The sequence below is a fragment of the Streptomyces sp. NPDC021080 genome (assembly GCF_044333225.1).
Taxonomy (GTDB): Bacteria; Actinomycetota; Actinomycetes; order Streptomycetales; family Streptomycetaceae; genus Streptomyces.
Map to the genome: position 1 here is coordinate 1 of NZ_JBIRQM010000042.1, position 16,621 is coordinate 16,621.

Annotated in this window: 11 protein-coding genes and 1 pseudogene; 7 read left to right on the forward strand and 5 right to left on the reverse strand. The window is 69.3% G+C overall.

Annotated features, from left to right (window positions below):
- The first annotated feature begins 330 nt into the window (after positions 1-330).
- From ACH4S8_RS44470 to ACH4S8_RS44485, 4 genes and pseudogenes are all read left to right on the forward strand, one after another.
- Positions 331-519, forward strand: a complete 189-nt coding sequence (locus ACH4S8_RS44470) for a hypothetical protein (RefSeq protein WP_398404959.1) — start codon at positions 331-333, stop codon at positions 517-519.
- A gap of 42 nt (positions 520-561) precedes the next feature.
- The gene (locus ACH4S8_RS44475) at positions 562-1,236 is read left to right on the forward strand and encodes a class I SAM-dependent methyltransferase (protein WP_398404979.1); all 675 of its coding nucleotides are present in this window, start codon (positions 562-564) and stop codon (positions 1,234-1,236) included.
- A 752-nt stretch (positions 1,237-1,988) separates the two neighbouring features.
- Positions 1,989-2,303 (forward strand): hypothetical protein, encoded by a 315-nt coding sequence (locus ACH4S8_RS44480; protein ID WP_398404961.1) that lies wholly within the window; start codon positions 1,989-1,991, stop codon positions 2,301-2,303.
- Positions 2,304-2,435: 132 nt separating this feature from the next.
- A pseudogene (locus tag ACH4S8_RS44485) lies at positions 2,436-2,799 on the forward strand (IS5/IS1182 family transposase); the annotation flags it as partial.
- A 19-nt stretch (positions 2,800-2,818) separates the two neighbouring features.
- On the opposite strand, the gene ACH4S8_RS44490 reads toward ACH4S8_RS44485, so the two are convergent.
- Complete coding sequence (locus ACH4S8_RS44490; RefSeq protein WP_398404963.1) at positions 2,819-3,676, reverse strand: alpha/beta fold hydrolase; 858 nt, start codon at positions 3,674-3,676, stop codon at positions 2,819-2,821.
- Positions 3,677-3,777: 101 nt separating this feature from the next.
- Between ACH4S8_RS44490 and ACH4S8_RS44495 the strand changes: the two genes are divergently transcribed.
- The gene (locus tag ACH4S8_RS44495; protein WP_398404965.1) at positions 3,778-4,188 is read left to right on the forward strand and encodes a winged helix-turn-helix transcriptional regulator; all 411 of its coding nucleotides are present in this window, start codon (positions 3,778-3,780) and stop codon (positions 4,186-4,188) included.
- A 348-nt stretch (positions 4,189-4,536) separates the two neighbouring features.
- On the opposite strand, the gene ACH4S8_RS44500 is transcribed toward ACH4S8_RS44495, so the two are convergent.
- Complete coding sequence (locus ACH4S8_RS44500) at positions 4,537-6,513, reverse strand: zinc-ribbon domain-containing protein (protein ID WP_398404967.1); 1,977 nt, start codon at positions 6,511-6,513, stop codon at positions 4,537-4,539.
- A gap of 166 nt (positions 6,514-6,679) precedes the next feature.
- On the opposite strand from ACH4S8_RS44500, the gene ACH4S8_RS44505 reads away from it, so the two are divergent.
- A complete protein-coding gene (locus ACH4S8_RS44505; RefSeq protein WP_398404969.1) occupies positions 6,680-6,919 on the forward strand; it encodes a hypothetical protein in 240 nt (79 codons plus the stop codon).
- Between the two features lie 146 nt (positions 6,920-7,065).
- Here the strand turns inward: ACH4S8_RS44505 and ACH4S8_RS44510 are convergent, their stop codons facing one another.
- The 3 genes from ACH4S8_RS44510 to ACH4S8_RS44520 all read right to left on the reverse strand — a co-directional run bounded on the left by ACH4S8_RS44510 (position 7,066) and on the right by ACH4S8_RS44520 (position 14,747).
- Complete coding sequence (locus ACH4S8_RS44510; RefSeq protein ID WP_398404971.1) at positions 7,066-7,845, reverse strand: VOC family protein; 780 nt, start codon at positions 7,843-7,845, stop codon at positions 7,066-7,068.
- 517 nt (positions 7,846-8,362) lie between these two features.
- Positions 8,363-14,341, reverse strand: a complete 5,979-nt coding sequence (locus tag ACH4S8_RS44515) for a hypothetical protein (RefSeq protein WP_398404973.1) — start codon at positions 14,339-14,341, stop codon at positions 8,363-8,365.
- A 73-nt stretch (positions 14,342-14,414) separates the two neighbouring features.
- Positions 14,415-14,747, reverse strand: a complete 333-nt coding sequence (locus tag ACH4S8_RS44520; RefSeq protein WP_398404975.1) for a trypco2 family protein — start codon at positions 14,745-14,747, stop codon at positions 14,415-14,417.
- 604 nt (positions 14,748-15,351) lie between these two features.
- Between ACH4S8_RS44520 and ACH4S8_RS44525 the strand changes: the two genes are divergently transcribed.
- A complete protein-coding gene (locus ACH4S8_RS44525) occupies positions 15,352-15,969 on the forward strand; it encodes a hypothetical protein (protein WP_398404977.1) in 618 nt (205 codons plus the stop codon).
- The last annotated feature ends 652 nt before the right edge of the window (positions 15,970-16,621 follow it).

A 16,621-nucleotide genomic window follows, 5' to 3' on the forward strand; every position in this document is an offset into this window, starting at 1 on the left:
TCGGCCACGGCGGCTCCTGCGGTCGGAATGGACGTCACCGCACATCCAACCGTCACGACCACCAACCCGGCGAACCTTCGCGGTCAGAGCACTAGAGGACCGCCGTGCGGGCGAAACTGCCGCGATGCGGACAACGCTGGCACAGGTGGCGGGGCAGGTGTGCGAGGCACGCACGTTTATCCGGGTGATGCGGGGCTGCGCGCTGGATGTCCGAAGCGGGCCTGCGTGGGTTGTGTCCGGGGCGGGTTGGAGTGGGTTCTGTGCCGTGTCTGATGCAACGTGTTCGTGTGTGAGTGCTGTTCGGTCTGCTGGTGTCATGGGCTGTGTGAGGTGAGGCTCGTCGTGCCGGTCGCCTGGGTGGCCGGGGTGGGGGTCGACAGGGTGGTTTTCGCGTCGGCCGTGTACCGGGTCGGCGACAGCGGGCTGCTGGTCCGTGCCGACGGCGGCTGCCGGCGCACTTGCCAGGACATGGCCGCACCCGCGACGGAGGCCGCTACGTTCGCGGTCGCCTGCCGGTGAGGGCTGCTCGTCGACCGGGCCGCGATCGCCGCCGTGTCGGAGATGGCCTGCCACCTGCTGAAGGGCTGCGATCGCCGCTGTGTCGGAGATGGCCCGCCGCCTGCTGAGGGGCTGTGCCGGCTGTGGGGCGTGGGGCTGCGCGTTCGGCTGGATCATGACCTGGCTGTTCCGGCTGGGCGTCGGCTGCGGGTGGGCCGGCTCGGCCGCGCTCTGCCGGGAAGGCCGGACCGGTCTGTTCCTCGTCGGCATGTGGCTGACCACGGTGCATCCGTACCGGCTCGCATTGCCGTCCCGGGCTGCAGCCGGGCTGCAGCCCGGCGTCTGGGCGCGACCGCCACCCCGGTGGAGCGCTGTGGGGTGGACGGCCAGTCGCTGCCCTTCGCCGACGACAGTTTCGATGCCGCCCTGTCGACCTGGACGCTCTGCACCATCCCCGACGCGGACGCCGCCCTGCGCGAGGTCCGACGTGTCCTCAGGCCCGGAAGGACCCTGCACTTCGTGGAACACGGCCTGGCCCCGGACGAGCAGGTACGCCGTTGGCAGCACCGCCTCGACCCGATGGAGCAGCGCATCTTCGACGGCTGCCATCTCACCAGGCCCATCGTCGACCTGCTCACTTCCGCCGGCTTCACCATCGCCGAACTCGACGTCTTCTACGAGAAGGGTGCCCCGAAGGCCATGGGCGCCGACTCCCTGGGGATCGCCGTATCTCCATGACAGCGCCGCCGCGACTCATCCCTCCGGATCGGCTCGCGGGGAGCCCGCCCACGGCACCGGGCGTGCTCCCGGAACGCTGACCGGCCGAACCCACGCTCACGGCGGCGGTCGCGGTCGCCGGCGTCCCCTGACGGCCCCCGCGTGATCGGCTTCGGCATCTCCGCAGCCGCGCGAGGCTGTGGGATCGCGCCGCGGTCCGCGCCTGGCAACAGGGAGCCTTCGCGCCTGCAGCAGCACGCGCTGGCCGGCAGGGGACCCTCCGCACCCTCGTTCGCGAATTGGATCTCGCACGTGCCCCAGTACTCGTCGAGGAGGTCCAGCAGTCCGAAAGCCAACCGCGCCTGGTCGGCATCATCCAGGTCTTCGGCGAGCACATCACCGGCCCAGGAGTGTGCTACCTGGTTGGCGGTAAGTAGCGCGTCCGGCTTCTCGTCGCTCACCCACCCGTTGCGCACCTGGCTGACGCCCTGATCAGCCAGCCAACGTTGCGCTGCCTCCTCGGCTTGCATCTCCACATGGGAGGTATGACAAGCCTTGCAAGATCCGAACGAAACGGCCTAGCCAGGAAATCGCGTGGAGATCAGCGACGTCCCTGACAGGCTGGGAGCATGGCGTCTCCCGGTGATCAAGAACTGAGCACGGCCCTTCGGAATGCCGATTCCCCGGACTGGTCCGTGCGCGCAGCGGCCGGTCGGCGGCTTGCGGCCTCGGACAGGCTTGACGAAGTGGCGGACGTTCTCCACCGCCTCCTCTTGGATCGCCGAGACTCCGCGGTCACCCAGGAGACGGCAGAGGCACTGCTCGCACGCAAGGACACCGCCGGCCTTCGCTGCGTGCTACTGGCCAGCAGCCAGGCTGTCGAGTTCTCGACCATAGATCAGCTTGGGGCCGCTCTGGACTGCAACCCCGAGTGGATGACGACCGACGGCGCGGACCGGCTGATCCAGCAACTGCACGAGCTCGCCGCCGATGAAGACGCCGGGGTCCGCGACGAGGCCCAAAGGATCCTCTCGCGTCTGCTGCCGCGCGAGGAATGGACACGAGACGGGGACGACGACCCGCTCTGATCCGACACGATAGTCCAGCCAGGTTCTCATGGGCTGGGCCCATCACTGACGCCGTCGTTCTTGATCTCGATCAGGATGTGCAGCCAGTGCATGGCGCCCTCGCCGCCGTCCCCGGCCCCAGGACCTCTCGCCGCTCCGCTGCTTGCCCCGACTCTGCACGGTCTGGAGGGTCTCGGCCCGTTGCCCGACACGATCACCGTGCACCTGGGCGTCGGCTACGACTCGGACACCACCCGTGCTCAGCATACGAGGCCTGCACGGACGCATCGCGCACACAGGGGAGCAGGCGCCCATTGGGGCCGGTCGGCGTTGGCATGTCGAACGCACTCGCGCGTGGCGGAACGCCTTTCACCGTCTCGCCCGGTGCTACGAGCGTCGCGTCACTGTCATCGATGCCTTCTTCGACCTCGCCGACACGGTCATCACCGTGCGCAGTCTGATCCGGCGGTCTTGGACAACTCACCGCTGGGACGAACGCCCGAACCGCCGACCGTGATCCTTCGGCCCCGCTCCGGTCACGTCGGCAGATCGGCGGAGAGGAAGGGGGCAAGGAGCGCGTATAGCGCGTCGGGGCGGTCAAGGGGGATGATGTGGCCGCAGTCTTGGAGGTGGTGTGCGACCAGGTCGTCGGTGATGGGGCGGAGTTGGCGTTCGAGCCCGGCGTCGACGGGGTGGGAGCCGATGGCCATGGTGGGCATGGTCAGCCGGGCCGTTGCGACGGCGTCCTGGATCTGGTGCGCGCTGGTGGGCAGGGCCCGGTAATAGGAGAACGCGCAGCTCAGGGCCTCACTCCCGGTGTATGCGTGGACGAAGGCGGCACGGATGTCGTCGGGTACTCCTCGCCCGAGCGTCCCCGAGTCGAGGAACCAGTTGACGTACGGGGCCTCGTTGCCGGCCAGGACGGTCTCGGCGAGGCCGGGGACGGCGTGGAAGCCGAACCACCACGGGGCACCGCCCGCGACGACGTCCTCCGCTCCGGGCAGGCGGCCGAGCAGTGCCTCCATCACGACCAGGCGCCGGACGAGGCTGGGCCGGCGCAGCGCGAGCAGGACGGCGGGGGCGGTGCCCGCGTCGATGCCGACCACCGCTGCCGAGGGCTCGCCGAGTGCGTCGAGCAGCCCTTCGACGTCGGCGGCGAGGGTGCCTGCGTCGTACCCCTCGACGGCGCGTGCACTGGCACCGAAGCCTCGAAGGTCCGGGGCGATGACCCGGTACTGCCCGGCCAGTCGGCCCATGATGTTGCTCCAGAGTTGCCAGGTGTGCGGGAAGCCGTGCAGCAGGAGAACCGCAGGTCCGTCCCCGGCGATTGCGACATTGAGTTGGACACCGTTCGTCGCGATGCGGCGCAGGTGGTGTGCGGTGGTGACGGGCATGACGGTTCCTCCCGGATGGTTACCATTGGTGACCACCAAACGATAGGTAACTGACCGACCGCTTCCTAGACGGCACTTTCAGGAAAGGTGATGAGCCACAGGTGACTACCCGAGGAGCCCGGGCCCCCGGTAACGGGGTGCGCGGCGATCTGTTCGATCCCCATTGTCCGACGCGGCAGTTGCTGGACCGCATCGGTACGAAGTGGACGTCCATGGCCGTCAAGACGCTCGCCGATGCTGCACCGGACGAGGTGCGCTTCGCGGAGCTGAGACGCCGGATGCCCGGCGTGTCGCAGAAGATGCTGTCCGTGACCCTGCGAAGCCTGACCCGCGACGGGCTGGTGTCACGCCGGGTCGAACCGACCGTGCCGCCTCGGGTTTTCTACCGGCTCACCGGACTCGGGCTGTCCCTGGAAGCCGCGCTTGCGGGGCTGCGGACCTGGGCGGAGGAGCACATGGCCGAGATCGACCGCGCCAACGAAGCCGCCGCCCAGGAGGCCGATGAGGGGTAGGCAGGCCGGTTCAGCGCTCAGTACTGGTGGTTGGGGTACTCGATGCAGCCGTCATCGCCGCCCTGATACCACGTCGTTTTGTCAGGTCGACGCCACAGGAGGACGTCGACGCGATGGTGTTGGCGGCACGTCGTTCCACTTTGACGGGCAGGACACACGGCGACGGCCGCGCACGCGATGAAGCAGTACCGCGCGCTGCCGGGCGAGGAGGCGATGAAGGGGATGCCGCCGGCGCATTGGCCGGCGGCGAAGGAGCTGGTGAAGGAGGGCGGAGAGATGGTGTTCGAGGACGGCATCTCCCGGCTCTGCCCGAACCGCCAAGATCCTGAACCCGGCCGTCGAGGGCACCTATCTGCGGTGGTTCTGATGCAACTGCTCGTCGGCGTAGTCACGCCAGGCGCGTGCCGGAAGGCGGTCGCGGTTCAGGAGCGGGATACGGTTCGCTTCGGCCCAGTGGCGAACGGTGCCTTCCGGGATGAGGCTGTCCGATCCGAGGAGGTCGGCGCGTCCGGCGGTGTACAGCCGGTAGGAGGCGAGAACACGGGCGTCGAGGGCGCCTGAAGTGCCGGGCTCGACGCCATGTCCTGCGGCCCAATGACGGGCAGCCTGGACGAGGACGTGGTCTGTCCGCCCTCGAGCGCGGGTCTTGGCCTCCTTCGCGAGGCAGCCGCAGCTCAGTGTGTTGCCCCGGCTGACGTCGGCCTGCACCGCGCCGATGAGCGTGCCGCCGCAATCGCATACGTAATCGCGCAGACTGCCCGCTCTCGGGGTCGGATTCTTGTACGGCGGGCCAATGGGCGTGAGGCGGCTGCCAGGCGGAGGCAGGGTCGCTTTGAGGCCGCGCTGCTCGCGCGGCGGCGCCACCGGCTTGGGGAGCCGGCGCGGCTGGTACCGCTCACCGAGAAGGGCGGCTTCCGCGTCGGCGGCGGCTGCTTCCGTTCCACGCGCTTCGTAGCCGGCCAGTCCGGGCAAGGGGTGCAGGCCGAGCTGGTGGATGCGTTTGAGGACGGTGAGGGTGACCTTCCAAGCCGACCAGCCCGATCCGACGACCACGTCGTGGGGCCCGACGGGCTCAAGATCCTCACGGACCCGGATGACATGCTCGCCTTCGGCGAGAAGCCGTTGTGTCTTGCGCCGGTCGTCGTCGGTCCGGTTGCGCCACCCTTCGGGCCCGTGGGATTTCCATCCGTCGAACTCAACGACCAGCCGGATGGTCTCGTCGCGCATGTCGACGCGGACGCACCGGTAACGGCTTCCTGCCTGCGGCGCGAGAAGCATCGGCGCTTCCAACTCGAGGTTCGGGAGGTGCGTGCGCAGCTCGTGGAACAGAGCCGTCTGCTTGCCGGAAACGTTGTGGCTGCATCGCTCGCACCCAGAACGCAGAGCCTTGGCCGTACGCCGGTTCGGCGGTGCCGGCCAGGCAGGATGTTCCGGGTCCGGGCACTTCCACATGACTTCGATCTTCGAGCCGACAGGCGTGTTCTCCGGGGTGCGCCCGTCCGGGCCCGAAATCCACTGTTCGGCGAGTTCGGGATACCAGGACTTGAGACTGTTCGATCGATCCGCGTCGTCCGAGTTGCAGACGCGGCAGCCGTTGACGCCCTTCAGTTCCCCATCCTTGATCCGTGTTCCCGTACGGCTCTTCGGCGTCTGCTCCCACTCGTGGGTGGCCAGGTACCACTCACCGGACTGGGGCCGGACGGCGAGAACCAAGTGGCGCCAGCGCACGACCTCGTTGCTGCCGTAGCTGATTTCCTCCGGTCTCCCGGAAGAGGGGTGCAGCTCCGCGGCGAGCGGGGGGATGGCGGCGATCGACCGTTCGAGAGCAGGGAGCTTCCCGGGGCGGGGGCTGGCACCCGAGCACTTCGGGCACATACTCGGTCTCGGCGTACGGCTTCGGTCCTTCGGCGGCGCCGGCCAGGTGCCGTGCGAGGGCTCTACCGTGCATCGCCACAGTCGTTTGGTCGCATCCCGCAGCCCGACATGGGCGGCGTCCGCGGAGTCTGCCCACTGCTCGGCGAGGACGGGCACCTGGCCGATGGTGAGCCTGCGAGGCTCCACGACCTCGCGAACGGCGGCCACGATCCTGCTCCGCAGGACCTCGGTTTCCGCCTCCTGGCGCGCAATCTGCGCGCGTACCTCAGCGAGGAGAGGCAGCATTTCGGCACGCCACGCTCGTGTGTGCTCCTGCCAGCTCCTCTTTTGGGCTTCGTACCGGTCGGCTCTCGACAGTTCGTAAAGCGGAGCGGGCTGCGTGAAGGACTGCTGGCGCGACGAGCTCTTCAGGCCGCTTTCATCCGGTTCGCTGATGATCGTCTGGGACATGACGTCATCCTGGCAGTCCGCACTGACAGTCGTGCTGAGCCGACTTCCTCGATCCTTTCGCAGTCACCCAGAACAGCACAGGCGTACGGCCTTCACTGCTTGCCCGTGATGAGCGCGTACCTGCTGTTGCGTTCGCGGTCGTCGTCAGCATGGGATGCGGCGACGCATGCCCGGCTTCCCCGGCAAGCACTACCACCAATGCACCCTCGACGACCGTGCCAGCCAGTCCGTCGACTACGTCCGCTCCGTCCGCGACGAGATCGAGCGCCGTGTTCGCGGGCTACTCGGCGATCCGGGCGTTCCGGCACAGCGCGGATCGGGCTATCTCAAGATTGCCGCCCGGCCCGGTAAAACCCGAGCACCGTTCACCGAGTCCGCCCGGCCCCATGGCGCCGACGGGAGCTGAACGGACACTGCGACACGACGAAGTGCCGCCGGTAGCACGGCGGCTCCCGTGGCTTCGGCTGTTCTTCCGCACGTCCTGCACAGTGCCGTGCCCGTCCACCTCTCAAGGTGGCCGGGCCGAAGTGGCCGGAGCACCCGCTGCCTGATCTACAGCGGTTGGGGCTTGATCAGGGCGAACGGGGCGCCCTGCGGGTCGGCGACCACCGACATCCGGCCCGCCATCATGTCGAACGGCGGGGCCAGCACGGTACCGCCGCGCTTGACCAGGGCGTCGACGGTGGAGTCGGTGTCGTCGACGGCGAAGTAGGTCAGCCAGTGCGCGGGAGTGCCGGGCGGGTCGTTGGCGAGGAGGGTGGCGCCGCCGACCGCCCGGCCGCCGACCTGTAGTTGCCAGTAGCTGTCGGCGCCGTCCAGCGGCTCGATCTCGATGCCGAACGCTTCACCGTAGAAGGCGGTGGCGGCCAGGACGTCGCTGGTGTGCAGCTCGTTCCAGGTCAGTGCACCGGGCTCGTTGACCACCCGGGCGCCGAAGAACTCGCCGGGCTGCCACACGCCGAAGACCGCGCCCTGCGGGTCGGCGGCGACCAGCATTTTGCCCAGGTCGCCGACATCCATGGTCGGAACGAGCAGGGTGCCGCCGGCGGACACGATCGCGTCCTGGGTGGCCTGGGCGTCGGTGCTGGCCAGGTAACTGGTCCAGACGGTCGGCGGCTCCGGCATACCCTCCGGGGCCATCGCCGGACCGATTCCGGCCACGGCCTTGCCGTTGAGCTCACAGACCGCGTATCCGCCGAATTCGGCCGGGCCCGGCTGCCCCCTCCAGCCGAGCAGATCGGCGTAGAAGTCCAGCGCGGCCTGCTGGTCCTGCGCCATCAGATCGACCCAGCACGGGGTACCGGTTGCGTACGGAGTGGTGACTTCGGGCATGCGCGTTCCTTCGGATAGGCGTCTCGCGCCACTCTGTCGCCGCTGACCGGCACCGACCGTCCGACACGCCAACTCAAAGGAGGTAAGCAGACAGCCTCCAGCGCAGCCGGCTCACGCCCGTGACACCTCTCGGCAGCCAGCCGCCGTGAACGATCAACCCGCGGTGCACCAGCGGCTCAATGAAGCGCGACCCGTCGAGCCATCACCGAGCTCAACGAGTTCGGCTACACCGTTACCCTCAACCCGAGGGAGTCCGCAGCCGGACCGGCAGTCCCGAATGTCTGGACGGTCATCCGGGACCACCGGGCACTCAGCCCTGCTCGCACGCTTCCTGACCTGCTGCTCTTTACGCGTCAGGCATGGTGGTGACACCTTGGCGGCAGGGACGACGTGTCCTCTCCTCTGTGGAGGGGCCCGATGCCGTCGACTTGGGCGCAGCCGCCATCACGCGTACGGCAGGGCTGGGCCGTCCCTGGTCCGCCCGAGGGCGACCGCGCCCGCTGGCTGCGTCGACGGGTCAGCCTTCGGCCTCGACTTCGTCCAGTAATTCGATCGCATCCTGATACGCCTCGCTGAAGGCTTCGGGGTCGTCCTCGACGAGCACCCGGAGGTGGGCAACCGCCTCGCGGAGCGGCGCCACCGCTTCCCCGGTCCGGTCCGCCGCGTACCGTGACAGTCCCAGCATGAAGAGTGCGTTAGCGAGGTCGGGCAGACTTGCGGGATCGGCGGCGGCCAGGGCGCGGCTGTGGCTAACGTGCTCCTCCGCGAGGTCTGCGGCCTCGGCCCATCGGTCCGTCACCGTGAACAGCGACACCTGTTGGGCCAGCGCCATGGCGAGGAACGGCAAACGGCCCACGGGGTCGGCCGCGAACAGCATGCGGCCGAGCTCACAAGTCTCCTGACCGGCCACCACTGCTTCCGGTTCCCGATCGGACTCGGCCAGCGCGACGGCCAGGAAGAGCAGCGACTCGGCGAGCACGGGCAGGTACTGGTCGGGTTCCTGCTCGGCCGGGTCGCGGCGGAGTGCCACGGCCTCCCGCAAGGCGTCGGCGGTTTCGCCGCTTCTGTCCTGCTGGTTCAGTACCAGGGCCACCATGCTCCAGCCCACCGCGAGCGAGGCGGGTCGGTGCACCGAATCCTCGCCGTCCAATGCCCGGATTCGCTTCAGGGCCGATCGACTCATCACGCGGGCCTCGTCGGGTCGACCGATCGCCAGCAGACCACCCGACCGCAGGCCTGCGACCTCCGCGAGTGAGGTGAGGAAGAGCTCGGGCTGGTTCTCCGCGAGTTCGTCGAGGTGCTCCGCGGCCTCCTCCCAATGCTCCACGGCCTCCGCCCACCGGCCCGCCTCACCCAGGGCACGGCCTAGGGGCACCAACGCGTACGCCAGCATGGGGCGATGGACTGTCGAAGCGGCCACGAAGAGCGAGCGCAGTGACTCCACCGCCTCCTGGCCGACCGTCAGCACGTCCTGCCACCTCTCCAGTCCGGCCAGCTGATGAGTCCTCGTTGCCAACGCTTCCGCCAGCATCATTGGGTTGAACGCCGGGTGGTCGGCCGCCACGTTCCGGAGCAGGGCGATCCCTTCCCCGGTGACCGCGAAGGCGTCCTCTGGACGGCCCAGCCCTGCCAAGGGTGTGGCAAGGCTCACCAACGCTGCCCCCAGGAGCGAAGCGGCCCCGGCTCCTTGATCGTCAGCCGCCCGCAGACGATCAACGGCCTCTTCGCCCGCGGCCAACGCCGCGTCCCATCGGCTCAGCCTCGCCAGTGGGGCGACGATCGCGGTCAACGCCATCGCCAGCGTTGCCGAGGATGCTTCCTCACTGCTCGTCGCCCGTAGGTATCCGATCGCCTCCTCTCCGGCTGTCAGCCCTTCCTGCCAGCGGCCCAGCACCGTCAGGACACCCGACAGGACGGTCAGCGCCAGACCCAACTGCGCAAGGTGCTCGTTTTCTCCCGCGGCCGCAGCCCGCCAGTGCTCGACCGCCGCCTCGCTCTGAACCCGTGCCTCCTCCCAGTGGGCCGACTTGGCCAGCAACGCGGCCAGGCGGTTCAAGAGCGTTCCGATCAGCTCGCTGTAGCGGTCGGGGAGACTCCCGGCAAGCGTGGTCGCCTCTCGGAGGTCAACCAGCGCCTTCTCCGGCCGTCCCGCCGCCAGGAGTTCGTCGGCGCTGTCGTCCAACGCCCGCACCAGGGAGGGCAACCAGGCTGCCGGGGTATCCACGGCGAGCAGCCGCAGGTGGCCGATGCGTTCCGCCCGCGCCGCTCGGGCCTCCTCCCGGCGGCCCAGCAGCTCCAACACACTGACGAGCCCGTCCGTAGCCGCGACCAGCAGTGGGCGGTGGCCAGGCGACAGCCGCTCGACCAACCACCGGCACCGCGCTACCGCCTCGTCGACGACGGCAGCCGCTTCCTCGGTACGGCCGGCCTGCTCCAAGGCACAGGCGAGGTTGCACAGCGCTGCGGTCAGCCCGGGCGTGTACACCCTTGGCAGGCGCCCGGCCATCTCCCGGTAGTGCGAGACGGCCTCCTCTGCTGCTGCCAATCCCTCCTCGTAGCGACCGAGTTCCGTCAACCCGCTGGCGAGGTTGTTCAGGCCGAGCGCCAACTGAATCTGGAAGAAGCCCGCGTCAGCCGGCTGCCGTCGGGCGCAGGTGACCGACTCTCGGGCCAGTTCGACCGATTCCGACCAGCGCTTCAGGTTGTCGAGGCTGAGCGATTGAAGGTTCAGAGCGAGGCAGAGCCCAAGTTGGTGTGCCCTCGGATGGCGTTCGGCGAGGGTCCGGCTTCGGGCCACCGCTTCCTCTCCCACGGTCGCTGCCTCGTCCCACCGACCCAGTGCGGCAAGGCCTTTGGCTTTCAAGGCCAAGGCCATCGCGAGTCCGCCGGGGGCCACATCGACGGAGCGGTAGTCGCGGACCGCCTCCTCGATCACCTGCAGCGCCTCCTCGGCCTGCCCGGTCTCATCCAGTGCGCTGAACAGTCCGAGCAGGCCGACGGTCGACGCCGGCAAGCGGCCCGCCGGGAGCTGGCCGGCAAGCTTCCGGCCGATCGCGACGGCCTCCCGGCCCGCCGACTCGGCTGCCTCCCACTCACCCAGTGAGCACAGGTCCCCACTCAGCAGGGCCAGAGCCTCCGGAAGTAGCCGGTACCGCGCGTTCGGACTCTCGGCCGACAGCGTTCGGCACAGGGCGACCGCCTGCTCCACCACCACCTGTGCCTCGGCGGTCCGACCCATGCTCCTCAGCCCCTGCGCCTCGCTCAGCAGGGCTGTTGCCAGGCCGAAGACGAATAGATCGTCCGTCGGCTCCCGATCCATCAGGTCGCGGCACAGCGCGGCCGCTTCCCGGCCCGCGTCCTGGCACTCCGCCCAGCGACCCGTGTCGGCCAGGGTTTTGGCCAGCGTGACGAGGGATGTCGCGAGACCCCACTGGTGCGCACCCGAGCCGGGCTCGGCCAGCGTGCGGTGGTGCTGTACCGACTCCGCAGCCGTCGCCAGCGCCGCGTCCCGCTCGCCCAACTCGCTCTGCTGAACTGCGAGATTGTGCAAACCCTGGGCCACGTACTTCAGATGGGTGTCCGGGTCGTCCTCCACATGCCGGCGCAGCCACTCAGCCGCCTCGTCAGCGAGCGCCACCGCTTCGTCGTGCCGGCCGGCGGCGCTCATCGCCCTGGACAGTCCTGTCAAAGCCACGGCGAGAGCCAGCGCGTCCGCTTCGTTGCGCCCCGCCGCCGCCCGGAGCAGGTCCACCGCGTCGAGCGCCGTATTCGCCGCATCCGCGCCACGGTCTGCCTCACCCCCGAGTCCGGACAGCGCCCCGAGGGCCAGTGCCAGGAGCATCAGCGTCGTACCGTCCTGCTCGCTCTGGCCCACGAGCCGATCCACCACCTCTTGGGCCGTGGTGGCAGCCTCCGCATGCCGCCCCGCGTCGCTGAGACTCGCCGCCAGCAACAGCAGCATCAGCGCAAGATGGGGAAGGAGCTTGGGATCCGTCCCTGCCCGCAGGCGGAATCGACCGACTGCCTCCCGGGTGGCCTGGGACAGCTGTACGTCGACGGGTCGCGCCGAGATCGGGCCGGTGGGCGCGACCGCGTCAAGCAGAAGATCGCTGCCCTCCGGCTCGATGAGACCACGGCTGACTGCCACCGCCTCCCGCAGGATCGGCAGGGACTCCTCGCTCCGTCCCAGCTCCAGCAGCATTCTGGACAGCGCGCCGAGGCTCAGCGCGAGTCGGGACAGGTACTGCTCTGGGTCGTCCTCGGCCAAGCCCCGGTGGAGCTCGGCCGCCTCCCGGGCCACGTCGACGGCTTCCGGCTGCAGCCCGGCCTCGCCGAGCGACTCCGCCAGCCGGAGCAGCGCCATGGCCAGCACCGGTGTGTACGTGGCCGGGTCCGTGACGGCCGACAAACGGCACCGCTCGGCGATCCGCCGGCCGAGCCGCACCGCGGTGTGCACCAGGGTCAGGCTGGATCCGGGGAACAGGTCGTGCAGGGCTCGCAGGTCCGCGAGCGGAGTAGTCGGGTCTTCGATCACGGCGGTGAGCGCGGCGATCAGCGGCTCGGGCCTCGCGAGCCGGGTCGCGGTGGCGACGACGGCTTCGGCGAGCCGACGGTGGTGACTCACGCAGAGCTTGGTGAGATGCCGGTCCAGGCGGCCGTCCAGCACCGGGTCGGCTGCGGAACGGGCGTACACGGTGAGCAGTTGTTCGCGCTGGGCCCGGTTCGCCCCGTCGAGCAGATTGTCGGCCAGGCCGGGGTCGTTCAACAGGACGAGGGCCACGTGGCGCTCGGCGAGCCGGTCGGGCTGCAGGGTGCTGAAGGGCTGCGGCGGTAGTGCCGGATACAGCTCCGCCAGCCAGCGCGTGACCCGATCGCGCAGATCGGTCGGCTGATCGGCGAGGGCGGGGATGCGCCGCCACAGCTCGCGGGCCTGGCCGAGGTCGGCGGCACCGGTCAGATGGACCGCGGCGAGCGCTGCCTGCAGCGTCTGTTCCGACAGCGCTGCCCGCAGCCCCCGCGTGTCAGCACTGGGCCACCAATAGTTGCGTTCGTGGACGAGCAGCCGATCCTCGACCAGCCTGACGACCTGCCCGCGTGGGCCAGGCCGGGCGGCGTCGAGAAGGTCCGCGAGCGCGGTCATGTGCAAGGTCAGCGGATTGCCGTTCCGCGGGTGGTCGAGTCCGTCGGGGGCTGGGCGGGCAGCAGCCAGGGCCGCCCAGTCGGGCCCCGCGTACCCGGACATCCCAGCCAGCGCTGCCGCGAACCGTTCCAGGGCGACACGATACGCATGTGGCCTCGCGGCGGCTTCGTCGTCCTCCAACCCGTCCAGCCGCCACTCCGGTGCCCCATCCAGATACTCCCCGACCCGACTGTGCAGCTCGCGCTCCCACCAGTCGCCACGGGCCCGGGCCACCAGCAACACCTTGAACGGCTGGCTCCCCGATTGGTCGGCTGCCGCCGCCACCAGCCCAAGGACCTGCGCGCTCCGGCTCTCCGCGTAGTCCAGCACGACCAGCAGAGGCTTCGTCAGATCCCTTAGCGCACGCAGGTCCTCGGTGGACGCCTCGGGCTTCGGCCACAGCACGGCCCACCCGTCGCCGGCCAGCCGCAGGGCCAGCTCATGGGCCAGCCGGGTTTTGCCCTGCCCGGCCGGCCCATGCACGAGCGCCACGTCGAAGCCCGCCGGTGCGCACCACTGCGCCAGCTCTGCAAGCAGCCCGGTCCGGCCATGGAACGGGACGATCCGGCGGTCGGCGTGCAGCAGTGCGGCCGGCGAGCGTTTGGGCGCGCCGTACCGCTCGGGGTGGGCGGCCAAGTCGGCCAGCTCGTGCAGTTCCACCGGTTCAAGCTCAGCGGGCGGCACGTCGTACGCAGTCAGCGCCTCCCGAAACCCCTGCTCGTGGTGCAGTGCATACGCGGGCGACAGCACCAATTGTGTGCCCCCGGAGTGTGCCCGATCGGCCTGCACCACACCGGTGAGCAGCGGACCGCAGAAGACCGCCCCGCCCGACATCCCGCCCCAGGGGGAGGGCAGTTCGGCACGCTCGGGCGGCGGCTCCCGAACCGTCATCACGTGCCGGTTGGCGACGTATCCGCTTCCCGGATTCAGCCACCCGGACACCTGCTCCACCTGGGCGGGCCACCCCTCGCGCTGTGCGTACTCCGGCAGGCCCCACGCCTTGCACTCGACCCCCGTGCGGTCGGTGACCAGCCGCCCCCATCGCACAGGCGGCGACGGCGTCCACGCCAGGCCGTCGACGCGCAGGAGCGCCGCGTCGGCACGGCCGCCGACCGTGCCGCACCACACCACGACCGCGTCGAAGATTCCGGCCTTGCCCGGCCGGAACACCCGCGCCGGGAGGCCGACCGCACTCGGGCCTCCGCCCGTCCCACCTGCCACGGCGTGCGCGGACGTCAGGACCAACCGCCTGCCAACCGCATAGCCGGACGCCGGTCGACCCGACGCTTCAACCCCCACCACCTGCTGCCGGTCCACCCTGTCCCCCCGCCCGCACCCGATCCGTCGTCATTCCTACCGGGCCCGGCCTTGCAACCTGCCCGGGCCCCGGTCAGCCGGGGAGCAACCCCTCCGTGGGCCCCGGCCCGGCCGGACGCGCCGGGTCGCCACTGACCAGCAGGTCGCCGCCGTGCGCCGCGCGCGGCGTGAGCGTGAAAGACACCCGGTGAGTACGGCCACGGGACACTCCGGCCCCCGTCTCTGCACCGATGGCAAAGATCTTGAAGCCCGCCTTGGCATTGGCATCGGCCCGCAACTCGACCTCGAACTCCATCTCCACCGGGCCGACGGCGAACACCAGGTCGGGGTGGTCGCCACTGGTCCGCGCCGCCTCCAACAACTCGTCCCGCACTGCGGCAATCGCGTCCACCAGCGGAATGTCCACGCTCATCGGCCCCTCGCTCGACGGTCCGCCATTTCGGCAGTCCTACCGTAGGACCGCACCATAGTTCGGCGCAGCGGTATCGTCCTGGTCCGCTCAAATCGGGCGGCGAGATGATCAATACCGTCCATGGGTGAACCCGAATCGATCCAGAAGCGCCCCGAAATACTCTTGCCCCGGGCCCCGGTCGGCGCACAGCCGGGCATCGATCGCGCGCCGCGGTCTCCGGCGCCGCTGATCTCTGCCCCCCGCACGTGCGGGGATGGTCCCAGCACTCACGGGTAAGGACGTAGGTCTCCGCGTCGCCGAAAGCCGTGGCGAGGACGGTGGCAGGCGGAGCCTGGTCCGGCGCCCTGCTGTCCGTCGCCAAGTCGGGCTTCTGGTGGAGTTGCCGCAGGATTCGTTCCCGGAGTGCCAGTTCACCCGCACTACTTCGTACCGGGGCTGTTGAGGTGTTCACTGTGTGCCGCTTCTGTCGCACCGAGCGATCAAGATTCGGTTGAATAGGTGCAACTGCAGATGAGGTAGGCATATCTGCAATAGCGTCACCTGGTCCCGGTCGCGACCGGGTTCACATGCTTTCGCGGTACACCAGGAGAAGACGCACGTGGACGAGCTCGTCACGCTTCCAGAACCACCCGCCGCCGTACCTGCCGCGCTGGACGCGGCTCCGGAGGCGCCGAGCGTCACGCCGGAAGAACCGGGTGCACCCAAGCAGCAGGGTGCGCGGAAGCCGTTTTTGCTGGGGGCGGTGACCGGAGCGGCCGTGACGGCTGTGGTGATGGGCGGGATCGGGCTCCTCATGGACGACTCCGAGTCCGGCGGCAGCTCGAAGGCCGCATCGTCGTATTCCGCGGCACCGGCCGAGGACGACGCGAAGGCGGCGGACGCCTCAGACGACGAGACGCAGGAGGTGTACAACACCGACCCGTCGCCCGATGACTTCGAGCTGACCCTGAAGACCACCCAGAAGCAGTGCTTCGGTTCGGCGGGGTGCAACGTCACCGTCGAACCCAACTTGGCTTACGCCAGCGTGATCCCGCTGGATCCCGACGCGACGATCTCCATCACGTACGAGATCCGGGGCGATGAGAGCGGAGCGATCACGCAGACAATGGAGCTGACCGATCAGACCCAGCTGTCGTACCACGAGACAGCACTCTCGACCGGTAGCAGTGGGGTCAAGGTCATCGCCAGGGTGACTGACGTCGAGACTTCCTCGTAGAAACCCGCCCAGAGGATCCGTCAGGCTCCATACGCACGCCATCGACGCGGAAGGCGATGGCTCCTTGTGGAGCGCAAGTGTCCGATGACCATGCCCACCACCGCGGTGCTCCTGGCTTTCGGCGCTGCCGTGACCTGGTTTTCTGCCGGCTGGTGCCGGCCTTCCACCGAGTGGCGTGCGCCAGACGGGGCGTTGTTAGCCCATCACCATTCCGTTGTGGCGTGGGACTGGGTGGGCATGGCAGTTGCCAGGCTTGTCGGGGTGGCAGGCACGACCTTCACATGGCGTGCTGGCGCGCAGGGACGCCGGCACGCGGACGCCAGTCGCTTCTGTCTGGTTGGTTGGGATCGACTTGTCAGCTGGCCGGCATCGTCACCGATCTGCCCCGCTGTGATCGGCCGAACTACTCCGCGACAGCTGTCGTGGACGGTGACGGCCTGCGACTGCGATCGACGAACTGACGACGCTGGCGACGTTCGCGGCGAGTGGTTTCTTCCTACTTGTAGGCCACAAACTGGCCGATCACGCCACCGGCCAATGTGACTGGCAGGCGGCGGCTAAAGGGTGTTGCACAAGGCTCTGAGCTGGGCATCTTCTTTGTATGGCTGGGGTGTTAAGGGCTGAGCGGATGTGGGTGGAGACGTTCACGGGG

Coding starts and splice junctions, on each gene's coding strand:
- ACH4S8_RS44510 (WP_398404971.1), bottom strand. CDS start 7,845: ATGCCCGAAGTCACCACTCCGTACGCAACCGGTACCCCGTGCTGGGTC.
- ACH4S8_RS44490 (WP_398404963.1), bottom strand. CDS start 3,676: ATGCCCGTCACCACCGCACACCACCTGCGCCGCATCGCGACGAACGGT.
- ACH4S8_RS44475 (WP_398404979.1), top strand. CDS start 562: ATGGCCTGCCACCTGCTGAAGGGCTGCGATCGCCGCTGTGTCGGAGAT.
- ACH4S8_RS44500 (WP_398404967.1), bottom strand. CDS start 6,513: ATGTCCCAGACGATCATCAGCGAACCGGATGAAAGCGGCCTGAAGAGC.
- ACH4S8_RS44505 (WP_398404969.1), top strand. CDS start 6,680: ATGCCCGGCTTCCCCGGCAAGCACTACCACCAATGCACCCTCGACGAC.